At 44.0% G+C, this 23,907-nt stretch carries 22 protein-coding genes; 11 read left to right on the forward strand and 11 right to left on the reverse strand.

The window, feature by feature from the left end:
• Positions 1-55: 55 nt before the first annotated feature.
• From J8M00_RS23085 to J8M00_RS23100, 4 genes are all read left to right on the forward strand, one after another.
• Positions 56-1,750, forward strand: coding sequence for an SLC13 family permease (locus J8M00_RS23085; RefSeq protein ID WP_211012888.1), 1,695 nt, complete (start codon positions 56-58; stop codon positions 1,748-1,750).
• Positions 1,751-1,761: 11 nt separating this feature from the next.
• Positions 1,762-2,358, forward strand: a complete 597-nt coding sequence (gene cysC / locus J8M00_RS23090) for an adenylyl-sulfate kinase (protein WP_211012803.1) — start codon at positions 1,762-1,764, stop codon at positions 2,356-2,358.
• A 12-nt stretch (positions 2,359-2,370) separates the two neighbouring features.
• Positions 2,371-3,141: a 3'(2'),5'-bisphosphate nucleotidase CysQ gene (cysQ, locus tag J8M00_RS23095; protein WP_211012804.1), complete on the forward strand. Its 771-nt coding sequence runs from the start codon at positions 2,371-2,373 to the stop codon at positions 3,139-3,141.
• 173 nt (positions 3,142-3,314) lie between these two features.
• Complete coding sequence (locus J8M00_RS23100) at positions 3,315-4,334, forward strand: phospholipase A (RefSeq protein WP_211012805.1); 1,020 nt, start codon at positions 3,315-3,317, stop codon at positions 4,332-4,334.
• 52 nt (positions 4,335-4,386) lie between these two features.
• On the opposite strand, the gene J8M00_RS23105 is transcribed toward J8M00_RS23100, so the two are convergent.
• Entirely contained in the window at positions 4,387-5,280 is an 894-nt protein-coding gene (locus tag J8M00_RS23105; RefSeq protein ID WP_211012806.1) for a bifunctional GNAT family N-acetyltransferase/hotdog fold thioesterase, read from the reverse strand.
• A 163-nt stretch (positions 5,281-5,443) separates the two neighbouring features.
• Here J8M00_RS23105 and J8M00_RS23110 point away from each other — a divergent pair, with 163 nt between their 5' ends.
• Entirely contained in the window at positions 5,444-6,139 is a 696-nt protein-coding gene (locus J8M00_RS23110) for a spermidine synthase (protein WP_211012807.1), read from the forward strand.
• Here the strand turns inward: J8M00_RS23110 and dtd are convergent.
• From dtd to J8M00_RS23125, 3 genes are read right to left on the reverse strand one after another with little or no spacing between them, the layout of a single operon-like run.
• On the reverse strand, positions 6,136-6,573 hold the full coding sequence (dtd, locus tag J8M00_RS23115) for a D-aminoacyl-tRNA deacylase (protein WP_211012808.1): 438 nt from the start codon (positions 6,571-6,573) through the stop codon (positions 6,136-6,138). The two genes, J8M00_RS23110 and dtd, sit on opposite strands and share 4 nt — an antisense overlap.
• A gap of 1 nt (position 6,574) precedes the next feature.
• A complete protein-coding gene (locus J8M00_RS23120; protein ID WP_211012809.1) occupies positions 6,575-7,525 on the reverse strand; it encodes an alpha/beta fold hydrolase in 951 nt (316 codons plus the stop codon).
• Between the two features lie 9 nt (positions 7,526-7,534).
• Complete coding sequence (locus J8M00_RS23125) at positions 7,535-8,407, reverse strand: virulence factor BrkB family protein (RefSeq protein WP_023400602.1); 873 nt, start codon at positions 8,405-8,407, stop codon at positions 7,535-7,537.
• Positions 8,408-8,493: 86 nt separating this feature from the next.
• Between J8M00_RS23125 and J8M00_RS23130 the strand changes: the two genes are divergently transcribed.
• Positions 8,494-9,156 (forward strand): DUF2959 domain-containing protein, encoded by a 663-nt coding sequence (locus J8M00_RS23130; protein WP_211012810.1) that lies wholly within the window; start codon positions 8,494-8,496, stop codon positions 9,154-9,156.
• 70 nt (positions 9,157-9,226) lie between these two features.
• On the opposite strand, the gene J8M00_RS23135 is transcribed toward J8M00_RS23130, so the two are convergent.
• Positions 9,227-11,950 (reverse strand): putative bifunctional diguanylate cyclase/phosphodiesterase, encoded by a 2,724-nt coding sequence (locus J8M00_RS23135; protein ID WP_211012811.1) that lies wholly within the window; start codon positions 11,948-11,950, stop codon positions 9,227-9,229.
• A 51-nt stretch (positions 11,951-12,001) separates the two neighbouring features.
• On the opposite strand from J8M00_RS23135, the gene J8M00_RS23140 reads away from it, so the two are divergent.
• Positions 12,002-12,991: an extracellular solute-binding protein gene (locus J8M00_RS23140; RefSeq protein WP_211012812.1), complete on the forward strand. Its 990-nt coding sequence runs from the start codon at positions 12,002-12,004 to the stop codon at positions 12,989-12,991.
• 82 nt (positions 12,992-13,073) lie between these two features.
• Here J8M00_RS23140 and J8M00_RS23145 read toward each other — a convergent pair whose 3' ends face one another.
• On the reverse strand, positions 13,074-13,346 hold the full coding sequence (locus J8M00_RS23145; RefSeq protein ID WP_023400606.1) for a hypothetical protein: 273 nt from the start codon (positions 13,344-13,346) through the stop codon (positions 13,074-13,076).
• 162 nt (positions 13,347-13,508) lie between these two features.
• On the opposite strand from J8M00_RS23145, the gene J8M00_RS23150 reads away from it, so the two are divergent.
• From J8M00_RS23150 to J8M00_RS23160, 3 genes are read left to right on the forward strand one after another with little or no spacing between them, the layout of a single operon-like run.
• Positions 13,509-13,895, forward strand: coding sequence for an RNA-binding S4 domain-containing protein (locus J8M00_RS23150; protein ID WP_211012813.1), 387 nt, complete (start codon positions 13,509-13,511; stop codon positions 13,893-13,895).
• Between the two features lie 18 nt (positions 13,896-13,913).
• Positions 13,914-14,372 (forward strand): PaaI family thioesterase, encoded by a 459-nt coding sequence (locus tag J8M00_RS23155; protein ID WP_211012814.1) that lies wholly within the window; start codon positions 13,914-13,916, stop codon positions 14,370-14,372.
• Positions 14,373-14,377: 5 nt separating this feature from the next.
• Positions 14,378-15,481 (forward strand): NAD(P)/FAD-dependent oxidoreductase, encoded by a 1,104-nt coding sequence (locus J8M00_RS23160; protein ID WP_211012815.1) that lies wholly within the window; start codon positions 14,378-14,380, stop codon positions 15,479-15,481.
• A 44-nt stretch (positions 15,482-15,525) separates the two neighbouring features.
• Here J8M00_RS23160 and J8M00_RS23165 read toward each other — a convergent pair whose 3' ends face one another.
• The 4 genes from J8M00_RS23165 to J8M00_RS23180 all read right to left on the reverse strand — a co-directional run bounded on the left by J8M00_RS23165 (position 15,526) and on the right by J8M00_RS23180 (position 20,597).
• A complete protein-coding gene (locus J8M00_RS23165; RefSeq protein ID WP_211012816.1) occupies positions 15,526-16,035 on the reverse strand; it encodes a DUF4124 domain-containing protein in 510 nt (169 codons plus the stop codon).
• A gap of 186 nt (positions 16,036-16,221) precedes the next feature.
• Positions 16,222-16,962, reverse strand: coding sequence for a phosphoadenylyl-sulfate reductase (locus J8M00_RS23170; RefSeq protein ID WP_023400611.1), 741 nt, complete (start codon positions 16,960-16,962; stop codon positions 16,222-16,224).
• 38 nt (positions 16,963-17,000) lie between these two features.
• Entirely contained in the window at positions 17,001-18,725 is a 1,725-nt protein-coding gene (cysI, locus tag J8M00_RS23175) for an assimilatory sulfite reductase (NADPH) hemoprotein subunit (protein WP_211012817.1), read from the reverse strand.
• 51 nt (positions 18,726-18,776) lie between these two features.
• Positions 18,777-20,597, reverse strand: a complete 1,821-nt coding sequence (locus J8M00_RS23180; RefSeq protein WP_211012818.1) for an assimilatory sulfite reductase (NADPH) flavoprotein subunit — start codon at positions 20,595-20,597, stop codon at positions 18,777-18,779.
• A 270-nt stretch (positions 20,598-20,867) separates the two neighbouring features.
• Between J8M00_RS23180 and J8M00_RS23185 the strand changes: the two genes are divergently transcribed.
• On the forward strand, positions 20,868-22,505 hold the full coding sequence (locus J8M00_RS23185) for an endonuclease (protein WP_211012819.1): 1,638 nt from the start codon (positions 20,868-20,870) through the stop codon (positions 22,503-22,505).
• A 157-nt stretch (positions 22,506-22,662) separates the two neighbouring features.
• Here the strand turns inward: J8M00_RS23185 and J8M00_RS23190 are convergent, their stop codons facing one another.
• On the reverse strand, positions 22,663-23,847 hold the full coding sequence (locus J8M00_RS23190) for a DUF3103 family protein (RefSeq protein ID WP_211012820.1): 1,185 nt from the start codon (positions 23,845-23,847) through the stop codon (positions 22,663-22,665).
• Between the last annotated feature and the right edge of the window lie 60 nt (positions 23,848-23,907).

A 23,907-nucleotide genomic window follows, 5' to 3' on the forward strand; every position in this document is an offset into this window, starting at 1 on the left:
TGCCTGTTATTGGGAGAAAAACGTGCTAGTTGATCAAATCATCTTAACAGGCATTATGCTCGCTTTAGTCGTGTGCTTATTTGGCACACGACTCAACCCGGCTTGGTTATTTGTCAGCGCCATTGGCGTGAGCTATCTGACTGGTTTAATCGAGCTGGAATCTATGTTGGTGAACTATGCCAACCCGTCTTTGATCACCCTTGTGTTATTGATCTTAGTTTCTATCGCAATAGAAAAAACAACACTGGTACAAAAGCTTGCCAGTACACTTGCCAGTGGTAGCTTGTCTAAGTCAGTAATGAAACTTGGCCTCTCTACGGCCTTCTTGTCATCATTTACTAATAACACCGCGGTTGTCGCATCTCTGATCAGCACCATTAAAGAGAGCCAAACACATTCGCCCTCCAAGTTATTGCTGCCTTTATCCTACACAGCCATATTGGGAGGCACCTTAACCTTAATTGGCACGTCTACGAATTTAATCGTCAATGGCTTTGCCGTTGATGCAGGTATGGCCCCACTGGGCTTTTTTGACTTTACTTTGGTTGGTGCCGGCGCTCTAATTGTTGGCTTGCTGACAATTTTATTACTCTTGAAATTCTTGCCCGACCATGGAACTGAAGACCAAGAAGTCGTGCCATTTTACTTGGAAGGCAAGGTATCAGCCGATTCAAAGTTAGTTGGTCGCACCGTTGAAGAGAACGGTCTTAGAGATCTTAAGGACCTATTCTTAGCAGAAATTATTCGCGGAGAGCGCCGAATCTGCGCTGTAACTCCGCAGCAGGAAATTTGCCAAGGCGATGTTTTATTGTTTGTTGGTGACATCAAATCTGTGCCTTTATTGCGTCGCTTTGATGGCCTTCAGGTGGTACATGATAAACACGAAAAAGACGTGGAGCATCTAGTTGAAGTGGTCGTTAGTCAGTCTTCAAAATACATCGGTAAAACCATCAAAGAGATCCGTTTTCGCGAACAGTTTCACGCAGCTGTAATCGCTATTCGACGCGGACATGACAGACTGCAAGGTGGCCTTGGAAAAGTGAAACTGCAAGCGGGTGACTCATTAATTTTAGCCCCAGGCAGCGATTTTTATAATTTACCTGATCTAAAGCGTGAATTTGTTTATATCTCTGGATTGGATTTACAAACTCACCTAACAAAACAACAATCGGGTCATGTTTTATTGGGTTTTGCTGCGGTGATTGGTTTAGGTATCTTTGATATCGTCCCTTTAGTCAAAGGCCTTATGGTTCTGCTACTTGGGTTAGTAGCCCTCGGTACAATTAAAGTCAACGAAATGAAACGTCGTTTTCCAATCGAGTTGCTAGCCATTGTCGGCAGCGCCATTGGTCTTGCCAAATTAATGATTGAAACGGGTTTGGCGACACAACTGTCCGATGCGCTGTTTCTGTTGCTCGGTGATTTTGGACCTTATGGCGCTTTTATTGCCATCTTTGTAATGACCGTGGTATTTACCGAACTTATCACTAATAACGCCGCTGCAGCACTGTCATTTCCAGTTGCCTATGCTTTAGCGGTTGGATTTGGTGTCGATCCACTCCCCTTTATTATGGCTGTTGCTTTTGGTGCGTCAGCAAGCTTTATTTCACCCTTTGGTTATCAAACAAACTTGATGGTATATAGTGCAGGAAACTACCGGATCAAAGATTACGTCACGGTAGGCGTTCCGCTTTCAATTATATACTCTATTACCGTCCTGACCTTGATCCCATTGGTCTTTCCCTTTTAATGGATAGCTTCATGGATAAAAATATTGTTTGGCATAATTATGCCGTGGAAAAAACACATCGTAGTGAGCTCAAAGGCCATAAGCCTGTGATCCTCTGGTTTACGGGCTTTTCTGGCTCAGGGAAAAGCACAGTGGCCAATGCACTAGAAAGTGCGCTACATCAAAGTGGCGTGCATACTTACTTGCTCGATGGTGATAATGTTAGACATGGACTGTGCAAAGATCTCGGTTTCAGTGATGCCGATCGCGTTGAGAATATTCGTCGAGTTGGTGAGTTAAGCAAGCTCATGGTGGATGCCGGACTGGTGGTTTTAACCGCATTTATTTCTCCATTCCAAGCAGAAAGAGACATGGTTAGAAACCTAGTAGGTGAAGGCGAGTTTATAGAAGTGTTTTTAGACACGCCTCTTGAAATATGTGAGCAACGAGACCCTAAAGGCCTATACAAAAAAGCGCGCGCTGGTGAAATTAAGAATTTCACGGGAATTGATTCTGACTATCAGCCCCCTGTTGCGCCAGAAATAAGACTTAATACAGGTGAGAATTCTCTTGAGCAGTCCGTACAACAATTAATTGATTATTTGAAAGATAAAAACATCATCCAGTAGCAAGGATTACCTATGAATGATACAGACCTGCTCGAAGAACTTGTCGAACTTGCTCGCCTCGCAGGCGACGAAATAATGCAGATCTATGCCAAAGACTTTGCCATAGAGTTTAAGAATGATGACAGTCCAGTGACAGAAGCTGATCTTGCAGCAAATAGAGTTATCACCGCAGGTCTACAGCGTCTAACACCTGAGATCCCAATTTTAAGTGAGGAAAGTGCAGATATCAGCTGGCAAGAACGCCAAACTTGGCAGCGATACTGGCTTGTAGACCCAATTGACGGCACCAAAGAATTCATCAAAAAAAATGGCGAGTTCACCGTCAATATTGCGTTGATTGAGCAAGGCACACCGACTATGGGTGTGGTGTATGCACCTGCGCTAAACATTTGCTATTTAGCAGCGCAAAGCATCGGCGCGTTCAGAGAGTGTGATGAAGCCCGTATTGAGCTAAAAGTAACTCAAAAAGCACAACAGGGAACAATAAAAGTGGTTGGCTCTCGCTCTCATCCTTCCCCTGAACTGGCTGATTATTTAGCTCAATTTGATGATGTTGAAATGGTACCTAAAGGCAGTTCATTGAAACTGTGTTTAGTCGCTGAAGGGGAAGCTGACGTATATCCACGTCTTGGCCCAACGAGCGAATGGGACACAGGCGCAGGTCATGCAGTAGCAAAAATTGCAGGCGCCACCGTCACTCAGATTGATGGTTCACCACTGACATATAATCAAAAAGAGTCATACCTCAACCCATATTTTGTGGTTTCTAGACTCAAAGCTTAATATTTTAAAAGTGCCCAGCTTGGGCACTTTTAAAACCCACTCCACCTTTCTCTTGATTCTGCTGGGCTTTTTCATCACTTACTTATACTATAGCGCCCTGATGACTTGGTAGTCGTAGCTTCGCTACCTGTCACCCATTGTTTGAACATTTTCTTACCTGTTTGGAATAAAATATGGATTTTAACAAGCTTACTTTGGCATTGCTCTTTGCTTTACCTGCACATAGTGCAGCTGCGAAAAGTCCCTCTAAAGACGAAATTTCAGCGCTCAATCAATGTATTTTGAATCAATCAATTTCAGGCGATGACACTCGAACCGTGAAACAAGTGCGCCAATATTGTGAGCAGCAAATAGGGGCTTTAAGCCAACTAGATAAACGTATGGCAAGGGAGCGCGTCACAGAAGAAAATCGCAATGTTTTGACACCGCATCACCGCAATTACATCTTGCCAGTTTCTTATATCAAGAACCCAAACAATCGTCCGTTTGATGGCTTTATGGATAAAACAGAGAAAGATGGCGAGCCACTAGATAATGTAGAAGCAAAATATCAGATCTCATTGAAGCTTCCCATCTATCACGATTTTGAAGATAAAGACCAAGCAATATATATGGGCGTAACTTTGCAGTCTTATTGGCAAGTATATAACAAAGATATTTCATCACCCTTTCGAGAAACAAACTATGAACCCGAAATTTTTTGGGTCAATTTTTTAGATGATGAAAATGTGCTTTGGGGCGACGAAATGGCCTTTGTATTGGGTATTTCCCATCAGTCCAACGGCAGAAGTCAGCCAAATTCACGCTCTTGGAATCGCATTTATGCCAATTTCATTTGGGAATACAATGGCTTTGTATTTAGCTTTAAACCTTGGTATCGGCTGCCGGAAGATGAGAAACCAGATGCCAATGCAGCTAAAGGTGATGACAACCCAGATATTCACAAATACATGGGGTATTTTGAGCTCAGTGGCGCTTATCGCTTCAGCAACGACCACGAAGTAGGCATGATGTTACGCAACAATGCTGGCGGCGATAACCGGGGTGCCGTGCAACTAGACTGGTCATTCCCAATTACTGGAAGAGTGCGCGGCTACGCACAGTACTTTAACGGTTACGGTGAAAGTTTAATTGACTACAACGCCCATATTCAGCGACTTGGACTCGGTATTGCCATCACTGATTTGCTGTAAAGCTTGCTATCCGGCCAACATATGTTTGGCCGGATAATGGACATACAGCGATTTAACGTTTAACGAAAAATACACCGCAGAACTTGGCTACCAAGACATCACCATCGTAGACATTGACAGGTACTGTGTATTTCGCTTTGCCTTGTGTTTCGAGTTCGCTTAGTTCACCGCTACACTCTGACAGAGTTACCGTCGCACCAGGCGCTGTAGTTAATGGCTTAAGATATTTTATCTCAGCATCCGCGAGTACAATATCCCCTTCTAAATTAAGCTCTTTAAGTGCTAAGTAAGTCGCTCCCCAACCAGTCAAAGTGGCCATGCTATACACAGAACCTGCAAACATTGAATTATGTAAATTCAAATTAGCTTTTAAATCTGCCTTGGTTGAGAACTGCCAATCGGTATAGCTTTCAACCTTGATACCCATAGCGTCACTGATCGGAATTGACTCACGCCATGTGTCTTGCAGAACTTGCGTCCAATCTGGATGTCTAAACCAACCTGGCTCGGAAGGTTTTTGCTTAACCATTTTCCAATGCTGTACATCACCGTAAGCTAGGTGGGCTTTTTCTACCACCTCGTAACCGTGGCGCTCGTAAAATGCCAGTGCGCGTTCTCGGGCAAAGAGTACCAGCTCTTGTGCGTCCTGTGTCCAGGCAATTTTTTCCAGTTCATGAAGCAGCCGGCTACCTAAATGCTGTCCCCGGTGCCCTTCAGCAACGGCCATATAACGCACCTGAGCTTGAAGGTGATTATTAAAGTGCAAACGCGCAACCGCTAGGACTTCACCCTCATTATTTTTAATGTATCGGTGTTCCGCATCTTGTTCTAAATCATCTTGCTCTGATCCCCTCGGTTGATCCCATGGTGCTCTGAGTACTTGCCAGCGTAATTGATAATAATCTTGCCAATCTTGGCTACTTTGTGGCGAAATGACTGGAAACATATTTACTCCTTTTCATGCACACTCATGTGTGTGCTATTTTTGTGTTCTACCTTACAAGAAAAAGACTGAACAGGAAATGTTCAAGGTAAAATCATCGACTAATTGTGTAAAATCATCTAAACACAGTGGAATTACCTCAATCCTTGTCTATGCTGATGGAACTATGCAAGATTTTTTGACTGAATCAGGAACCGTCAGCAACGATTTTGTAGCCCAAAGCCACCAGCTTGGTCACTTGTTATATTGGCATAAGCACGGTAAGACGAGCATACAAGTTAGACAAGAAAAAACGCTCCGTTGGCTATTGATAAATAATACGTTACAGTCAATCGTTGAACTGAATCACCCAGAGCACTTGCTTTTTCCCCATCTGCAAGTGTTGGATGGCCTGTGGCAAAAATACCCTGCTCCACAACGAGTACTTGAACTAGGGCTTGGAGGCGGTGCGATCCGAGATTACTTGCACAGTATCCATCAAGATTGCCAAGTGATCTCTGTAGAAAATAACCCTGACATCATCCACTGCTACAAACGCTATTTCGGTGGAGATCATATCAGTGAAGTCAATTGCAATGACGCATACAAGGTATTAGAACTGGATAATGCCCAGCCATTTAATTGGATTATCTTAGACCTATTTAGTGAGTTAGATGCGCCACGCTTTTTGTATCAGCACAAGTTTTACACCCTGCTACGCAATGCATTAACGGAACAGGGCGTGCTATTTATCAACTTTATTGCAGAACACGAGTCACAATTGAAACAGCTAGAGCATCTGCTGATCATCAATTTTGGGAAAAAGCCGTATATACATCAAGTACCCGGCTATGCAAATCATATTATTGCAATTGAACGCTAAACAGACAGGTTAAAAGTCACTGGACCGTCATTACATAAACTTACCTGCATATCGGCACCGAATTGACCTGTAGCGACTGTCAGGCCGGACTCCCTTGCTTGAGAAACAAAGTATTCATAAAGCTCCTTTGCCTGATCTGGTGTACCTGCAGAAGAGAAACTAGGGCGCATCCCTTTTTTGGTATCCGCCGCCAACGTAAATTGAGAAACCACCAGTAACTCCCCACTGATGTCCCTCAAACTTAAATTCATTTTCCCCGCTTCATCGGTAAAAATGCGATAATTACTCACTTTATGCAGTAACTTATCAGCCTTTTGCTCATCATCAAGTTTTTCAACTCCAAGTAATACCAAAATGCCTTGTTGAATTTCACCTACCACTTCGCCACCAACTTCCACTTTGGCAAACTTGACTCTTTGAATTAATCCTTGCACTTTAACCTCTGTTTTTATCTATTTTGCACAGCAGTAAATCTGCCGCTCTGCGAATAGCCTCCGAATATACTTGATTTGACGTACAGTGCCCAACGCCTTCTAAAATAAGTAACCTCGCTTGAACCAACTCTGCGAACCTTTGCGCAGGGGCAAACCGACAAACTAAGTCATTCCTGCTGTGAATCATCCATATTGGGAGCGACTGTAAGTCACCGGCGTTGTTAAACAGAACCCCCTCTTCTAAAAAGCACTGGTTCGACATGTAATGCACCATCAGTTTCGCCTGCGAAACCAAATGCGCGCAGCAAGGCAGTTGATACCTGTGTAACTGAGTATCTACACTTAACTGAGTTTCCCAATCGTGCCACAGCTGTGCTGCTTTATGCTGCTGTAGCTCATCTTCACCAAATAACTGTTCATGATATAGCGATAAAATTTGCTGATGCGCTGTCAAATGTTGAGAAAACTGGATAAAACGCTCTGGATAGAACTGCGCCCCAGCTCCCGTAGAACCATATAGCCAAGCAAAATCTGAATTCATTGCAAAAAAGCTTGCCCATATGATCAGCCCTGAAACACGCTCTTTATATTGCTGCGCAAATAAAACAGCCAGAGTCGCTCCCCATGAGCCACCCGCAATTACACATCGCGGAATATCCAAATAATTCAACAGCGCAATGATGTCTTCGATAAGTAACGCAGTGTGATTGTATTCAAGTGATTGCGGTGAGGAGTTGCCACACCCCCTTTGGCTATACAAAATAATGCGATAGCGCTGGGGGTTAAAATAGCTCTGTGTCATTTTTTGCAACCCCATACCGGGGCCACCATGCAATATCAACACAGGTATACCAGTTGGGTTTCCATATTCCTCAATTTGCAATTGATGACCATGGGAAACTGGTAGGTGAAAACTGCGCAGCGGATCCGTAGGCTGATACAGTAAGGTCATGGACTTACCTCATTGTTGAGGTGTGTCATTCTCCTCTTTATGGTGTTCGGCTAAACAAGCTGTAAACTCAGCGCCTAATAACACTACCATCCATGATAAATACACCCAAACAAATAAAATTGGGATAGTTGCCAACGCACCGTATATGACCTCATAGGACGGAAAGTGGCTGATATACATCGCAAACCCTCTTTTCGTCAGCTCAAATAAAAAAGCAGCAAACAACGCGCCCGGTATCGCGGCTTTGAACGACACACGTGTATTTGGTACTAAAGTATAGAGCATAATAAAGCCAGCCATTGAAATTACATAAGGAAGTAACTTCAACAACAAACCACTGAACCCAGGGATCCCCTGATCGGCAAATGATACCAAAGACACTATATAGGAGGTCACACCGATACTTGCGCCCAACAGCACCGGACCTAAAGTTAAAACCATCCAGTAAATTGCGAATGAAATCATCAAGGGCCGCTTACTTTCGACTCGCCAAATTCGATTCAAGGCGCTATCTACATTGCGGATCAGCAATAATGCAACCGCCGCTAAAAAGCTGATCCCCACTGCGGTCATTTGGTTGGCATTGCCTGCAAAAGCGCTGATATGTGCTTTAATCGTGTCTGTTGAAGTAGGCACAAAATTATTAAAGATGAAGTTTTCTATTGCCAAGCGCGTATTTTCAAACCCGGGAAAAGCCGTGAATATGGCAACACCAACAGCAATAAGCGGAACCAAGGACAGCAAAGTAACATAGGCAAGATACCCTGCATTGATGGTTAACTGGTCCTCTTTACAGCGTTCGAAAAATCGCCGCCACCAACTTGGCTGTGCGTCTAACACCGCTTTTGCTCGAACTTTTAATTGTGGCCAATGCTGTTTCATAATAATTCATACATAATGATTGCTTTGCACATCTTACCAATCCACTTCATAATTTAAAGTAGCCATTTAAAGTAAAAGGATAAAGTATGCCTCTAAAATACCTAAAAGTTTATGTTTTACTTGTCGCTTGTGTCATCCTTGGTGGCTGTAAAAGCGCACAAAATGCTTACTATTCTGCATGGGAGCAAGTTGGCGTGCACAAGCGTGACATTCTGGTAGATCGCGTTGAGGATACCCAAGCGTCTCAACAAGCCTCTCAGCAAGAGTTTCAAAATGCGTTAGAGCGCTTATCTGTGCTCATTGATTTCGACGGGGGTGAGCTTAAAAACGTTTATGAGCAATTGAATAGCGATTACGAAGCGAGCCTCAAAGCAGCCGAATCTGTGAGTGATAACATAAACAAAGTAGAATCCGTTGCCGATGCCCTTTTCGAAGAGTGGCAAGCTGAGCTAGAGCAATTTACTAACCCAAAACTTAGACGCAGTAGTGAAAAAACATTGCTCCAGACCCAACAGCAATATAATAAGCTGCTTCGCTCAATGCGTAAAAGTGAGGCAAAAATGCAACCGGTCTTAGACTCTATGAAAGACAATGTCTTATATCTTAAGCACAACCTAAATGCACAGGCTATCGCCGCTATCAAAGGTGAGTTTAGCAGCTTAAAACGTGATATACAGAGTTTAATCACCGATATGAACCGCTCGATAGCTGACTCTACCAGATTTATTGAACAAATGAACAAAGACTAGTATTTGTATCCGCACTAAGCGTATTTAGTGCGGTACTCAAGATAGTCTGCAAACACTGATGGGCTGAGGTTCAGCTGGCATGCTCTGTAATGTGCTTTTGCAAATTTTGCTGCAACAAATACAGCGCATCTTCTTCAAGCAATGGCTTGCTCATCAAGTACCCCTGTGTTTGCTGGCAATATAATGCAGATAAAACAGCTAGCTGCGCGGGTTGCTCTATGCCCTCCGCAGTCACTGTTAAATTGAAGCTCTTTGCAATCGCACAGATAGCTTCGATCAATTGCCGAGGGTTACCTGCTTTTTCGATGCCATCAATAAACGCACGATCAATTTTCAAGCCATCAACAGGCAGTATATTGAGTCGAGATAAGCTACTATAGCCAGTACCGAAGTCGTCTATATAAATACCAAAACCCATACTATACAATTTTTGTAGTGGTGCGATTAAGCTGTTTTCTTGTGTCATCATAGCCGATTCCGTCAATTCAATCTTAAACTGTGACGCGTTCAATCCTTTTACTTCAAACTGTTCTACTAACCAGTGCATAAACCCCTTGTGTTGCAATTGCAAAGGCGACACGTTAACGCTCATAAAAATATGCCTATGTGGAAAACGTTGAGCACACTGCATCGCGTGCTGGAAAACCCAGTGACCTAGTTTGACAATTTGCGCACACTCTTCCGCGATGGGAATGAATTCAGCAGGGCTCACGATACCCAGCTTCGGACTATGCCATCTCAGCAGCGCCTCAAAACCAATAATGGTCTCGCCTAGCTGGCAATATATCGGTTGAAAACGCAGTGATAGCTCCTTATCCATATCGAGGGTTTGCAGCTCTCTCTCTATTAAAAGCCGGCGAGAAGCCTCACTTGCTATTGCTGAGGTAAAAATATGATAGTCATTTTTGCCGCGCTTTTTTGCTTCATACATGGCCACATCAGCATCGTGTAACAACTTTTCCGCCTCATAGTTGTGACAGGGCGCAGTAAAACGCCTTACTCCGACGCTTCCACTCACAGAATGTTTGGCCCCTTGATAATTAAATGGCTCACGGATCGCCACGAGAATATCTTCTAATAGCAGCTCCAATGGCTCACCAAGCGATGCCTGTTCAAAAAGTATGGCAAATTCATCACCGCCTAGTCGCGCTATATCTGCAAAGCTGCCGACCAATTCACGCATACGCATGGCAAACTCGACCAGTAACGTATCACCGGCAAGGTGGCCCAATGTGTCATTGATCAGCTTAAAACGGTCTAAATCGATGTACAACAGAATAAAATGACCTGAATCACCCTGTCGGCTCTTTTCAACGAGCTGTAAGAATGTTTGCCTGTTGAGCAGATCTGTCAAACTATCATGCTGTGCTTTGTATTTAAGTTGTTCATTGAATAACTTGATTTGCGTAATATCCGTTACTCTGCCTTCATAAATGGTGTCGTGACTATGGCAGATCCAAGAGCCGGTTTGGCGCAGCCAAACACCGTTGCATTGCTCAGATCCCGCCAACCACTCCAATTCCTCATGTTGTTCAAATGCGGTCACCATTTTGCGCCACTTGGCAGCAAACTCCCCCTCCAACATAAGATCACTGAGCTTCAAAGAGTTGAGTCGCTGTCCTTCACCAATAAGTAGGGTTTTAAATGCCGGGTTGGCATCGACCAGCACACCTTGTTTGTCCAACACAAATAAACCTTCACTGCTATTCACAAACAGGCTTTTATATTTTCTTTCCGCAACAATTTGCTGTTGTAGCGATGACAAACGCTTATTTGAAGCATGCTGTAGCTGTTGATTGGCCTGTGCCAAACTGGCGGTTCGCTCTTCCACTATGGTATTAATGGTTTGATGTTGTCTGGATAGGTACCGCACTTGAAATAACACCATTAAACCAAGTGCAGCCGCAATCACCACCACCATCACAATGATCAAGGTGTAATTATTCAGTAACGAAGGTGTCAGCTGCTCTTGGGTATACAGATGAATGGCAATTGGTTGACCAAAGAAATCCATGGTTTCAACAATTCCAGGTTGTATTTCAGCTAGCCCATAACTACTTTGCCAGTCCGAAGTAAATAGCAGCTGACGCTCAGATAGCACCCGTACTTGATGGCCATTGTCTTGATAGAATTGACTAAATAGCCCTTCTAACAAATGCTGTAACTGGAAACCAATACCCAATGCCTTTGCAAGGCCATCTCTTTGAAACTGTTCAATTACCACACTCCAACGATGAGAATCCGGCCAGTTAATGGCTTGCAGTTCGCTTTTTTGTAATCGCCCAGACGATGCCTCCGAAATCACAACTGAGCTACCGAGCAAATGACCAAACTCTGATACAGGTGCCGCCTTAACTGTCGTCAAATAACGCTTACTTTCAGTCTCGGGTAAATGCACAGTAAAATCAAAAAAGCCTAAGTCGCGATATTGACGTTCCAATGCTTCTACCTGCGAACCTTCAATGATGGCATAGGACTCCAAGCTCAGTTCAAGTTCTAAGCCTGCCAATTGAGATTGTGCAAGGTGATAAAATTGCTCGGGAGTGATTTCAGGCGTTGCCCGCAGATAAGCTTCTATCGAATAGAGCAAATGGGCAAAACGCTGTAACTGCTCGCTCATTCTAGATTGATATTGCGCAACTTGTTGCTCGAGTTGGTGGTGGCTACGCTGTGTGTAATGGTCGTGAAAAACCACGGCCATATAACAGATAGCACACAAGTATGCGCTGTATATCCAACCACCGAACTTAATCGATGACTGAAAGAATTTTTCCCACTTTTTTACTCTAGACATCCGCTCATAACACTGTACCATTGCACTACTTGATAATAATTCTTATTTGCGATGATTAAAAGTAAACTTTGTTGTTTTTACCCGATTCTGCTACTAAGTACCCAAGTTTTAGCCAGTGACGATGAATTAAACGTCTATTCATTTCGCAAATATGAACTTATCAAACCTATGCTACAAGCATTTGAGCAACACAGTGGCGTAAAGGTCAACCTAGTCAACGGTAAATCTACTTTCTTATTGTCGCGACTCAAAGCTGACGGAACTGAGTCTCGGGCAGATGTCATATTAAGCTCTGATTTAGCCCAACTGAGCGCCCATCGTGATCTGTTACAACCTATGACAGAATTAAAAGGCTGGTCGATTTTACCCAGTGTATTTAAAGATCCAAATCAACGTTGGATAAGTCTGTCTATGCGCACCCGAGCATTATTTACTCGCAAAGGTGCTGGAAGTCATAAAAATACATTCGTTCCAACTCGATTTGCCCAATTTAACGAATCAAAGGTACAAGGTAAGTTTTGTGTCAGAGATTGGCGTCATAGCTATAATAAAACGCTCTTCGCAAGTCTGTTATCAGGTAAAAACCCGCAAGATACTCAATGGATGGCAAAAGCGAATCAACTCTTGGCTAAACGTCCAACGGGTGGCGACCGAGATCAATTGCGTGCACTCGCTAAAGGTCAGTGTCACTATGCTTTAGCCAATCACTACTACTGGCACATGATGAAACAGTCAAACAACAAACAAGATGTCAAACTCGCTTCGCAACTTGCAATGCACTTTTTGCAAATGGCCAACGGACAAACGCCTGTTTCAACCACCACAGCCGCTATCGCTAAACATGCACCAAACAAAAAAAACGCTCTCGCTTTCATTGATTTTCTATTGCAGCCACAAACACAAAAAATGTATGCGCAATTACTCAATGAATTTCCAGTAGTGGCTATTGATGGCTATCAGCTGCCTTTTGAACCGGCACTAAAAAACATCAATTTAGGCTTAGATTACACACAAAATGCCCATGACATTTTGTCTTTGTAATTAAAAATATTGCGATAATTTACACAAGTGGTGCACCTAGCGTCCTACTATAGTGCACTCTTTAAGGCTGGTGATTAAAGTGTTAACTCGCTTGAGAGAGCCACTTTTGCACAGCTGCTTTGGGGTAAACGACGTCTTTAAACAGTCTATGTCGCTCAAATTTCAATGCCTTTTCAGTACTGGGTAAACCCGCCTGAACTTGGCTGTGATGCGTGTTAAAACGCGAGATCAGCGAAAGTTTATCGCGCGCAATTTTAAGGTGGACGTTCAGGTAAGCGCGCACGTCATCTGCGGTCATCAAACCTAGTGCGTCTAAGTTCATTAGCTCTTTTTTTAAAGCAGAGCGAATACCCATAGTCGATCTCCCTGTGTTGTCATAATGGAATCAATCAAACTGCAAGCAAAATACACACCAAATGCTGCATTTACATTAAAGACCACCACAATCACGAAAAAGTTTCGTCATTCATCTTAACTGCGCGGTATACTGTCGCAAAGTCGCATTGAGAGTTGTGATATGAATCAAGAATACATTGAAATTGAACTGGAAGAAGAGCCAATAGAACTGTGTAACCTGCTTAAAGTGCTCGATTTCGCAGAAACGGGCGGACAAGCTAAGCAGCTAATTACACTAGGGTATGTGGCTGTGAATGATGAACTTTGCACACAAAAGCGTAAAAAAATATATTCGGGTGACACCCTGCAATTTGACGGTGAGGTGTTTAAATTAACCCTGTCTGAGGACGCACAGCCCAACCCGCGCCCAGCACCAGAAGCACCTCGTCCACCGGCACCCAAGACGTCAGCCAGTAAACCGACAAAAAATAAAACGTCCAATAAAAAACGCAAAAAACAACCTTCGGTAGATAGCAAAACAGGCCGTAGACCAATTTCATTTGGTTAGGCGAGGAGCAGATAGTCTATGAGCATTTGGTTTAAGCCAGTTACCAAAGAGCTTTGTCAATCTCTAGATAAAGGCATACATGGCAAAGGTTCATTGATGGCTACACTCGGCATTGAGATAAGCGAAATTGGCGATGACTACCTAGTTGCCACCATGCCGGCAACGCCACACCACCACAACCCCATCGGTATGGTGCACGGAGGTGCCAATGTCGCTTTAGCGGAAACCGTTGCCAGCTATGCGGCAAATTTTGTCGTCGACTTTGAACGTTTTTATTGTGTTGGTCAGGAGATCAATGCCAATCACCTCAAAGCATCTCGTAATGGCATTTTAAGTGCAACAGCCAAACCGCTCCATCTTGGTAAACGCACTTCGGTTTGGGAGGTTAAAATAACCAATGCCAAAGGTGAGCTGTGTTGCGTATCGAGAATGACAGCGGCCGTAATTGAGCGCCCAGATAAAAAATCGAGCCGATAGATACCATGGAACATATCGATACACTCGTGATTGGCGCAGGTGTCGTCGGCTTAGCGACGGCAGCCAAACTCAGCCAAAACCAAGACGTCATAGTAATTGAGCAAGGTTCACACTTTGGCGAGCATACCAGCAGCCGCAATAGCGAAGTGATCCATGCTGGCATTTACTACCCGAGTAACAGTGGTAAAGCCCAACATTGTGTTGAAGGTAAAACACTGCTTTACCAACACTGTAAAGAGTACGGTGTGCCTTTTGCGCAACTAGGTAAAGTGATCACGGCACAAACGGCTGATGAAGCACAAACGCTCGAGGTGCTATTTCAACAAGCCAAACACAATGGGGTCACCGATCTATATTGGCTCAGTAAAGCGGAGTTACAAGCTAAAGCACCACAAGTCCACGCTCGAGAAGGCCTATTTTCGCCTTCCACAGGCATAGTAGATAGTCACCAATTGATGCTCTCTTTAATTGCGCAGCTTGAGCGTAATCAGGGCCAGTTCGTGCCAAACACAGAGTTTGTGGCCGCTCACTCAACACCACAAGGGTTTGCTGTCGAGCTCAATTGTGGAGGCGAGATCTTTCAACTGAGTTGTACAAATTTGATCAATGCAGGCGGCTTATTTGCTCAGCAAAATGCAGCTAAAATTGCAGGATTGAACCATACACATATCCCACCACTTCATTATTGCCGTGGACAATATTTTAGCTATCAAGGCAAGCACCCATTTAAGCATTTGATCTATCCTGTACCTCAACAACATGGACTGGGCATACATGCGACGCTTGATCTTGCGGGCCAACTGCGCTTTGGGCCAGATACTCAGTTCATCGAGTCACTAGACTACACGACAGACTCCAGTGCGTTAGAATCATTTTATCAAGCGATACAGCGATATTGGCCAAGCGTTGACAAAAGCAAGCTACAAATCGACTACGCAGGGATCCGCCCTAAGCTGCAAACAACTGGTCCACAAGATTTTGTCATCGATTGTGAAGTACAACATGGCATCAAAGGGCTGATCAATTTATTTGGTATAGAATCTCCAGGGTTAACTGCCTGCTTATCTATTGCCAAGTTAGTGACAGAACAGCTTGAGCCATCAGAATGAAAAAGGCGACACTCGGTCGCCTTTTTCATGCCGATTAGTCACTGTTATGTATCATCAAGCTGTTTAGCTCTTTGATCCATCAGCTTTTGGACATTTTGCGCATCTTTGACCAGTTTTTTCACTTCACTTGGCTTCATGCCATTAATACCACCTTTGTCATCTAACTGATCCCCTTGTTCAGCTTTTTCCTTGAGTATGTCTGTATTTTCAGCTGCCATAATGGTGATTTTAGTCGGATCCAAGGTGTGTACTTGACTATTAACTCGGCTATTAGGTCTGTCCGAATAATGCCAATTACCTTTTGCATCTTGCCATTTATATATGGTGGCTTGTGATTTACTTTGCGTCTCATCACCCAGCGCACTTTTTGCGGAATCAACAACATTGTTGAGTTCACGTTTTGATTTGTCTAACAATGAATTTGCTTGCTGCTGAGCTTCGCCAAAGATCATATCGACGCTTAGATAAGGTTTACCATCTGGGCGCTTAATAATAAAAAGCGATGCCAATCCAACCAGCATCATCATGATTAACAGATAACTTGCAGATTTCATTTCGGCACTCCTTTTTGCTTGAGGCCACACTCTTACAGTATAGCTTGGTATTGCGTACAGTTTGACAATTGGGCAGAAAATTATCAATACAAAAAGCGCACGAAATGGCAGGAAAGCAAAGCGGGTAAAAAAAGATAAAAGGAAAGATTTTGAGTCGCCACCTAAGTGTGCGACTCAATTCAAAAATTAGATGCCATCACCGTCAATATGTAAACCACATTCGCGGTTAAGGCCAAAGAAGCGAGTTTCTTCTTCTGTCATACCAGGCTCTAATTTACGTGTCGTATGCACATCACCCATAGACACATACCCTTGCTCCCAAAGCGGGTGATAAGGTAAGTCATGTTTGGTTAAATACTGATAAACATCTCGGTTGTGCCAATCAATAATAGGATAAACCTTTACACTACCGCGGCTAATTTCCAAAATTTGTTTGTCAGAGCGCGATGAAGACTGTTGACGACGCAAGCCACTGAACCAAGTACCAACATTCAGCTCTTTCAATGCGCGGGTCATTGGCTCGACTTTATTCAGAGTATTGTACTGTTTAATACCCGCTTCACCTTGCTCCCAAAGCTTACCAAATTTAGCCTCTTGCCAAGCTGGGCTGTATTCACTGCGGTAAATTTTAAGGTTTAACTTCAGCCTTTCAGTCAACTCATCCACAAACTGGTATGTTTCTGGAAATAGGTAACCGGTGTCAGTTAAGACCACAGGAATATCATTCTTCTGCTGTGATACGAGGTGCAGCATCACCGCTGCTTGAATACCAAAACTTGACGACAGCATATGGGTGTCAGGCAGATTCTCAAGCGCCCAAGCAACACGTTCTTCAACACTTTTCTGTGCCAACATGCCATTCGCATCGGCAAGTAGTGCCTGCTGTGTTGCTTTATCTAGGGTTAATATTTGCTTAAATTCGCTCATAGCTTGTCCTATTATGGGGCCCTATCGGGCCCTTGTTATTAAGCGTGGAAATCCGTTTTTGAAACTTTTACTTCCGCAACAATGCCTTTGCGGATCACAAAATCACCAAAGCACTCTTGCTCTTGACGCTCGCCAGCCCACTGACCGATTAACTCATCTAGTGCAGGCAGATAAACATCTTCACTGACGTTTTCTAGATAAAGCTTAGGAACTCGCGTGCCTTCACGGTTACCACCAAGATATACATTGTATTTACCAGGACCTTTACCGACAAAGCCCACTTCCGCCAACATCGCGCGGCCACAGCCATTTGGACAACCCACAACACGCATGATAATGTCATCATTTGGAATGCTGTGTTTTACCAGTAGCGCTTCTGTTTTCTCTACCAATTCAGGTAAATAACGCTCCGCTTCAGCCATCGCCAATGGACAAGTAGGCAGTGCGACACATGCCATTGAGCTCTTGCGCTGCTCGGTATGTGAGTCATCGATTAAGCCGTGCTCACGGGCAATTTTTTCAATCTCAGCTTTGTCTTCTTCTGCAACACCAGCAATGATCAGGTTTTGGTTCGCAGTCATGCGGAAATCACCCTTGTGGATCTCTGCAATTTTGCGGCAACCCGTTTTCAGAGGTTGACCTGGATAGTCTAAAATACGACCACTTTGCAAGAATAAAGTCAGGTGATGTTTACCATCGATGCCTTCAACCCAGCCGAAGCGATCACCACGATGAGTAAATTCGTATGGACGACTTTCTTCAAACTTAACACCTGCGCGCTTTTCAACTTCTTCTTTAAACGCGTCAATACCGAATGCATCTAACGTATACTTAGTTTTTGCGTTTTTACGATTTACACGGTTACCCCAGTCACGCTGCACACTGACAACATGCTCCGCTACTGCCAATGTATGCTCAAGTGGAATAAAACCAAAATCATCTGCACGGCGCGGATAGGTATTTACATCGCCGTGAGTCATCGCAAGACCACCACCCACAAGGACATTGAAACCAACCAATTTGCCCTCTTCAGCAATAGCCACGAAGTTCAAGTCATTGGCGTGTACATCCACTTCATTATTCGGTGGAATAGTCACTGTGGTTTTAAACTTACGCGGTAGGTAAGTAGAACCTAAAATAGGCTCTAGCTCAGTCGAGTCCTTACGCTCACCATTTAGCCAAATTTCTAAATAGGCACGTGTTTTTGGTAGTAAGTGCTCAGAGATCTTCGCTGCCCACTCATACGCCTCTTGGTGAAGTGCTGACTCAACAGGGTTCGTTGTACACAGTACATTTCGGTTAACGTCACCCGCTGTTGCGATTGAGTCGATACCCACATCATGCAAAGTTAAGTGCATTTCTTTGATATGTGGCTTTAATACACCGTGAAACTGAAATGTTTGACGTGTTGTCAGACGAATACTGCCATAAGAGGTTTTCTCTTCAGCAAACCTATCAATGGCTAACCACTGATCTGGCTGAATAATACCACCCGGCATACGCGCACGTAGCATCACGTTATGCAGTGGCTCAAGCTTTTGCTTAGCACGCTCAGCACGAATATCTCGGTCATCCTGCTGATACATGCCATGGAAACGGATCAGTTGGAAGTTGTCCTTAGTAAAGCCACCAGTTAATTGGTCACCTAAATCGGTTTCAATGGTACCGCGAAGGTGCTGACTCTCTGTTTTTAAACGCTCGTTGTCAGCAAATTTAGCCGCAGGATCGTGCTTACTATTGGGCTTGTAATCTTGATTGCTCATGGTTTTTCCTAAATTCTATACAGTGACGGTAAAAGTGCGTGATGACGCCTATTAATAGACGTCTTTTTGATAACGGTTAGCACTACGCAACTCTTTCAAATACTGCTCGGCCTGCTCATCATCTTTACCACCATGGGTCTTAACGATGTCTAGCAGCGCCTGGTGCACATCTTTGGCCATGCGTGTAGCATCACCACACACATAGAAATGCGCACCTTTTTCTAACCAAGCAAAAACTTCTTCGCCCTTTTCACGTAAGCGGTCTTGAACGTAAATTTTTTCTGCCTGATCCCGGCTAAATGCTAAATCCACTCGGTTTAGCAATCCTGACTTCACATACCCTTGAATTTCTACTTGGTATAAGAAGTCTTGTGTAAAGTGAGGGTTACCGAAGAACAACCAGTTATCCCCTTCAGCCTCACGGGCATCACGCTCTTGCAAAAACGCTCTAAATGGCGCGATACCTGTACCTGGACCAACCATGATCACAGGTGTATTATCATCACTTGGTAAACGGAAGTTGTCATTGTGCTCACTGAACACTTTAACCTTGGTTCCTTCCTCTACGCGATGCGCTAAGAATCCAGAACACCCTCCAAAATGCTGCTCACCAAACGCCTCAAACTCAACTAAACCCACCGTGAGGTGAACTTCTTCTTCTACCTCAGATTGACTCGATGCAATAGAGTACAAACGCGCTTGTTGTTTACGGCAACACTCTACAAGTGTTTGGGCTGCAATCTCGCTCGGATTTTGTTTGATCACATCAAATATCTGACGCGCTTCCAAATACTCACGCAGTGCCGCCTTGTCTGCAACTAGCTTCGCCAAGTCCTCATTCCCAGTGGCTGTTGCATACTTCTCTACAAACCCGGGATATGACTGAGTCAGTTCGAGCTTTTCAATTAGTGCATCGCGAACACTCAAGGTGTCATTGCCCAGCGTTACTTCACTTTCTGGTGCAATATTTAATGCTTTTAATACTTCATCAACCAGCACTTCATCATTTAAGAAGTAAACCCCTAATGCATCACCTGGTTGATAACTGATGTCAGAGCCTTCCAGGTCAATCTCTATATGGCGCACATCTTTGGTTGAATCACGACCAGTGATTTTCACTGCGGTCGCAATTTCAGCTGTAAATGGGTTTTGCTTTGTATACTGGCTATGTGCAGCTTGCGGTGCGCCAAAAGGGGCACTCACTACATTCGTGGCACCACCTGCAGCTTGCTGTGCTTTAAGCTCCGGCTCAAATGCATCTAGCGCTGAAGCGATCCACGCTTCAGCCTGTTCTTCGTAATCGACATCTAAATCAGCGCGGGCAACGACACTTTCGGCACCCAGCTTCTGTAAGCGCTCTTCAAAATCAATCGCTGTTTGACAGAAGAACTCGTAGCTTGAATCACCTAAACCTAATACCGCAATTTTAACGCCGTCTAACTTAGGTGCTTTTTTACCAACTAAGAATTCATGTAAATTTTCAGCATCTTCTGGTGGCTCACCCTCACCGTATGTCGAGACCGCAACGGCAATAAATTTTTCTTTCTTTAAGTTGCCAGACTTGTAGTCCGCCATGTTAACTAGCTTGACATCTAAGCCTCGCGACTTAGCTTGTGCTTCAAGCTGCGCTGCAACACCTTTGGCATTACCCGTTTGCGAACCATATAAAATAGTCAATGGAGCAGCATCTTGCGCTGGCGCAGTTGCTTGACCAAGCACGCCACCAAGCGCCGCAGTATTGGCATTTGCAGCCAAGTAACCACTCACCCAAGCTTGTTGAATTGGGTTTAGTTCTGCCACTAACCCCTGTAACTTTTGCAGTTGTTCTTGTGAAAGCGGACTTGCCGCAGCACTCAGTTGACTTAACAACATTGTCTATTCCCCGTAACCCATTTCGTTTTACTTGCTCTGGCACTTTAGTGTGCAGGTCATTTAATAGCATGCAGGATACTGTTCCTATCTCTTAACAAAAAGAACAGTATCTGCTTTGTTATTCCTTTTAGTTATGAAAAGAAAAAAACACCAACGAAAACAGATTAAAAGAAATGTTTATTTTTTGATCTAATTTTTATTAGCATTTTAATAACGGGTGTGGAGTTTTAGCGCCCGTGTTTTATCAGATCAAAATAACAAGAGAACAAAATGAAACGAAACATCAAAAACCGGGCGTATATACAAATTGCGATTTTAGCAGGTATTTACAGCTCATCAGGCCACACACAAGTTGACAATGGTAGCTTTGAACAATGGCAACAAAACACCCCAAGTAGTTGGACTACCATTGATTCAGGGATCACGACATCACCTGTTAACACCCCAGTACAGCACGGCCAAAACGCCGCCGCTATCACCGTGAATACACCAACGCAGGGCAATACGGATATACGCCAAAGCATTGCCGTGGTTGCAGGACAAACCTATGACTTTAGCACTTGGGTTTACCATACCGAAGGCGGCGTTAAGTCACGGATATATATTGATGGTTATCACGGATATTCCAATGCACAGCAAACAGGGCAATGGCAACAGCTGACTTATCAATACAAGGCCAGTACCTCGAAAAACATTGAAATCGGTTTACGATTTTATGATGTTACCGGATTTGATGGCAGCGAAGTTGTATACGTTGATAACTTTTCTACCGGCACAGACGTCAATCCACCACCTCCTCCTCCCCCGCCACCAACAGGCTGTCAGCACAACACAGTTGCCTTTAGTTTATTGACAGACAATTATGGCAGTGAAACCAGCTGGCAGTTGGAGAACAAAGCAGGACAAGTCATCAAAAGTGGCAGTGGATACAGTAATAACCAAACGATTTCAGACACGCTGTGCTTAACAGACGATACCTATACTTTTACCATTTCAGACAGCTACGGCGATGGTATTTGTTGTTCACAGGGTAACGGACGTTATGAGTTTAGCCACAATGGTCAAATATTAATTTCAGGCGGACAATTCACCGCCCAAGAGCAAAAACAATTTACATTAGGCAACGATGGCGGCAATGGTCAAGACCCCACAGGATACTATGCTAGCGCAGCTGGACTTACTGGGCTTGCACTTAAGTCCGAGCTTCATGCAATCATAAAAAACCACAACAACCAAGGCTATGGCGCGCTGTGGTCCTTTATTGATCAGCATGAACGCGACCGCTATTTTGAGCAAGATAACTCCGTACTGGATCGCTATTCTGAGAAACCCAGTAGCGCAGACACCATTAACTTTGTTGCTGTCAGTGGTCAATGCGGTAGCTACCGTGCTGAGGGAGATTGCTACAATCGCGAGCATTCATTTCCTAAAAGTTGGTTTGGCGGCAAGGTAGAGCCAATGAACTCAGATGTACACCATATTGTTGCATCAGACGGCTTCGTCAATGCGAAACGCAATAGCTTCCCCTTTGGTGAGGTTGGCAGCGCCAGTTACACTTCTTCAAATGGCAGTAAGTTAGGCGGTGCATCAGGGATTAACTATAGCGGTACCGTATTCGAGCCCATCGATGCCTTTAAAGGTGACTTTGCCCGCATTTACTTTTACATGGCGACTCGTTATGAAAATGTCATTGCCGGGTGGCACAACAAATCAAGCTACGGTAGTGATGTGCTCAATGGTACCTCAGGGCTGGTATTTGAGCCTTGGGTAATAGCCATGCTTAAGCGCTGGCACCAGCAAGATCCTGTTGATGCCATCGAACGTGCTCGTAACCAAGCTGCTTACGAATATCAAGGTAATCGCAACCCGTTTGTCGACCACCCTGAGTTTGTCGAACAGATCTGGTAGTTAATAGAGTCGTAAAATAAAAAAGCGGCCCAATCCATTGGGCCGCATAACATACTCAGCGCAGAGTCTACGTGAGTGTTAAAGTAGGTAAGGTAACTGTATTCCTAACTGATAAATCGATTCGATCTTCCACCACCGCAGCGATTTAAAAGTGCACTTACCTAGGCTCTATCGTTAAGGGAGATAAAGTCATTTTGGCATTGTTACTGGCACCCATTAAATTTGTGTACCTACGATTTTCAAACAGTGTATAAAATACATCAACATAGTCATCGTCATTGCTAAACCAATGGCTTGGCATCGCCTTTATCAATTCATTGGTCAACTGAGGAATGATGGCATAACCCTGGACATTGGGATCTGGGATTAATCTCATTGCCTGTGTGACGATGTTTAAAAAGGTTGATGCAAGCTCTTGATAATTAGTATTGTCATCATGCTCCATAAATAAAACATCGGCCGCTTGCCAGCGGTAGCGTTCCCAATGAATTAGGATTTGATTGGGCGTGTAGTCTTGTCCATCATGGTCTAAATAAGGTAGATCAACCACATCAAGTGCAGGCTCATCTCGACTCGGATTAACCCCATTTACGACTGCATAGACTTCAGCTGCCCCAGAGATCCAAGGCTCTTTGTCGTCACTCAATCGGATGCGATTAATCACTGATGTCGAAATAGAAGCACTCGCAGGAGCTTCAGCTGTGTTAGACCATTTGTTTTCAGTCTTCGCCAAAGCCAATCCACTGTGTTGTTGAAAAGTTTTTTGCATCACGGCAATACCTTCGCGATGCACTATCTGTTTATCTAGTTCAACGATTAACACTGGGCGCTTAGGCATCTGCTGTGCATCAAGTAAATGCACTTCACCATATTGATCAAATGCTTCAACATGTACCCACTCTGTATCTTCTCCTTTTGGCGCAAATGCCACCAGTGGAGACTGCCCTTGCTGCCATGCTGCAAGCATAGCACTATCGGCCAAACGCAATTGGTAGACTTGTTGGCTGTGCTCTGTTAGCCCTTTTAATTGACGTGTCAATCGACTCGCCTGAGCACCTAACATGGATGCATCAGAAGACAAAGTAGCTTGCGCTAAATTAAGCTTATTAAAACTGTTTAATTGCTTAATCCAACTTTGCTCATTAACTGCGATATCACGTGCAACCGCTTTTGCGACCACGCGTTTAATATCTGTTACTTGGAAACTCGCAGGGTTAAACCTGTCTATTGATTGCAGTGAAGTATTGAAACCACCGCCTACTTCTGCCGGCTGCGCATTCGCTTGGCCGCTGAAAACTGAAATGGCGGCTGTCAGCGTCGCCAATTTTAGTAACTTGTTCATAACATATCCTTGAAATAATCCGTGTGTTTACGAATAAAAAACCAGTAAATCGGTGTTCAT

The organism is Pseudoalteromonas luteoviolacea (assembly GCF_018100925.1).
Taxonomy (GTDB): domain Bacteria; phylum Pseudomonadota; class Gammaproteobacteria; order Enterobacterales; family Alteromonadaceae; genus Pseudoalteromonas; species Pseudoalteromonas obscura.

Coding starts and splice junctions, on each gene's coding strand:
- J8M00_RS23085 (WP_211012888.1), top strand. CDS start 56: ATGCTCGCTTTAGTCGTGTGCTTATTTGGCACACGACTCAACCCGGCT.
- cysC (WP_211012803.1), top strand. CDS start 1,762: ATGGATAAAAATATTGTTTGGCATAATTATGCCGTGGAAAAAACACAT.
- cysQ (WP_211012804.1), top strand. CDS start 2,371: ATGAATGATACAGACCTGCTCGAAGAACTTGTCGAACTTGCTCGCCTC.
- J8M00_RS23100 (WP_211012805.1), top strand. CDS start 3,315: ATGGATTTTAACAAGCTTACTTTGGCATTGCTCTTTGCTTTACCTGCA.
- J8M00_RS23105 (WP_211012806.1), bottom strand. CDS start 5,280: ATGTTTCCAGTCATTTCGCCACAAAGTAGCCAAGATTGGCAAGATTAT.
- J8M00_RS23110 (WP_211012807.1), top strand. CDS start 5,444: ATGCAAGATTTTTTGACTGAATCAGGAACCGTCAGCAACGATTTTGTA.
- J8M00_RS23120 (WP_211012809.1), bottom strand. CDS start 7,525: ATGACCTTACTGTATCAGCCTACGGATCCGCTGCGCAGTTTTCACCTA.
- J8M00_RS23125 (WP_023400602.1), bottom strand. CDS start 8,407: ATGAAACAGCATTGGCCACAATTAAAAGTTCGAGCAAAAGCGGTGTTA.
- J8M00_RS23130 (WP_211012810.1), top strand. CDS start 8,494: ATGCCTCTAAAATACCTAAAAGTTTATGTTTTACTTGTCGCTTGTGTC.
- J8M00_RS23135 (WP_211012811.1), bottom strand. CDS start 11,950: ATGTCTAGAGTAAAAAAGTGGGAAAAATTCTTTCAGTCATCGATTAAG.
- J8M00_RS23140 (WP_211012812.1), top strand. CDS start 12,002: ATGATTAAAAGTAAACTTTGTTGTTTTTACCCGATTCTGCTACTAAGT.
- J8M00_RS23145 (WP_023400606.1), bottom strand. CDS start 13,346: ATGGGTATTCGCTCTGCTTTAAAAAAAGAGCTAATGAACTTAGACGCA.
- J8M00_RS23150 (WP_211012813.1), top strand. CDS start 13,509: ATGAATCAAGAATACATTGAAATTGAACTGGAAGAAGAGCCAATAGAA.
- J8M00_RS23155 (WP_211012814.1), top strand. CDS start 13,914: ATGAGCATTTGGTTTAAGCCAGTTACCAAAGAGCTTTGTCAATCTCTA.
- J8M00_RS23160 (WP_211012815.1), top strand. CDS start 14,378: ATGGAACATATCGATACACTCGTGATTGGCGCAGGTGTCGTCGGCTTA.
- J8M00_RS23165 (WP_211012816.1), bottom strand. CDS start 16,035: ATGAAATCTGCAAGTTATCTGTTAATCATGATGATGCTGGTTGGATTG.
- J8M00_RS23170 (WP_023400611.1), bottom strand. CDS start 16,962: ATGAGCGAATTTAAGCAAATATTAACCCTAGATAAAGCAACACAGCAG.
- cysI (WP_211012817.1), bottom strand. CDS start 18,725: ATGAGCAATCAAGATTACAAGCCCAATAGTAAGCACGATCCTGCGGCT.
- J8M00_RS23180 (WP_211012818.1), bottom strand. CDS start 20,597: ATGTTGTTAAGTCAACTGAGTGCTGCGGCAAGTCCGCTTTCACAAGAA.
- J8M00_RS23185 (WP_211012819.1), top strand. CDS start 20,868: ATGAAACGAAACATCAAAAACCGGGCGTATATACAAATTGCGATTTTA.
- J8M00_RS23190 (WP_211012820.1), bottom strand. CDS start 23,847: ATGAACAAGTTACTAAAATTGGCGACGCTGACAGCCGCCATTTCAGTT.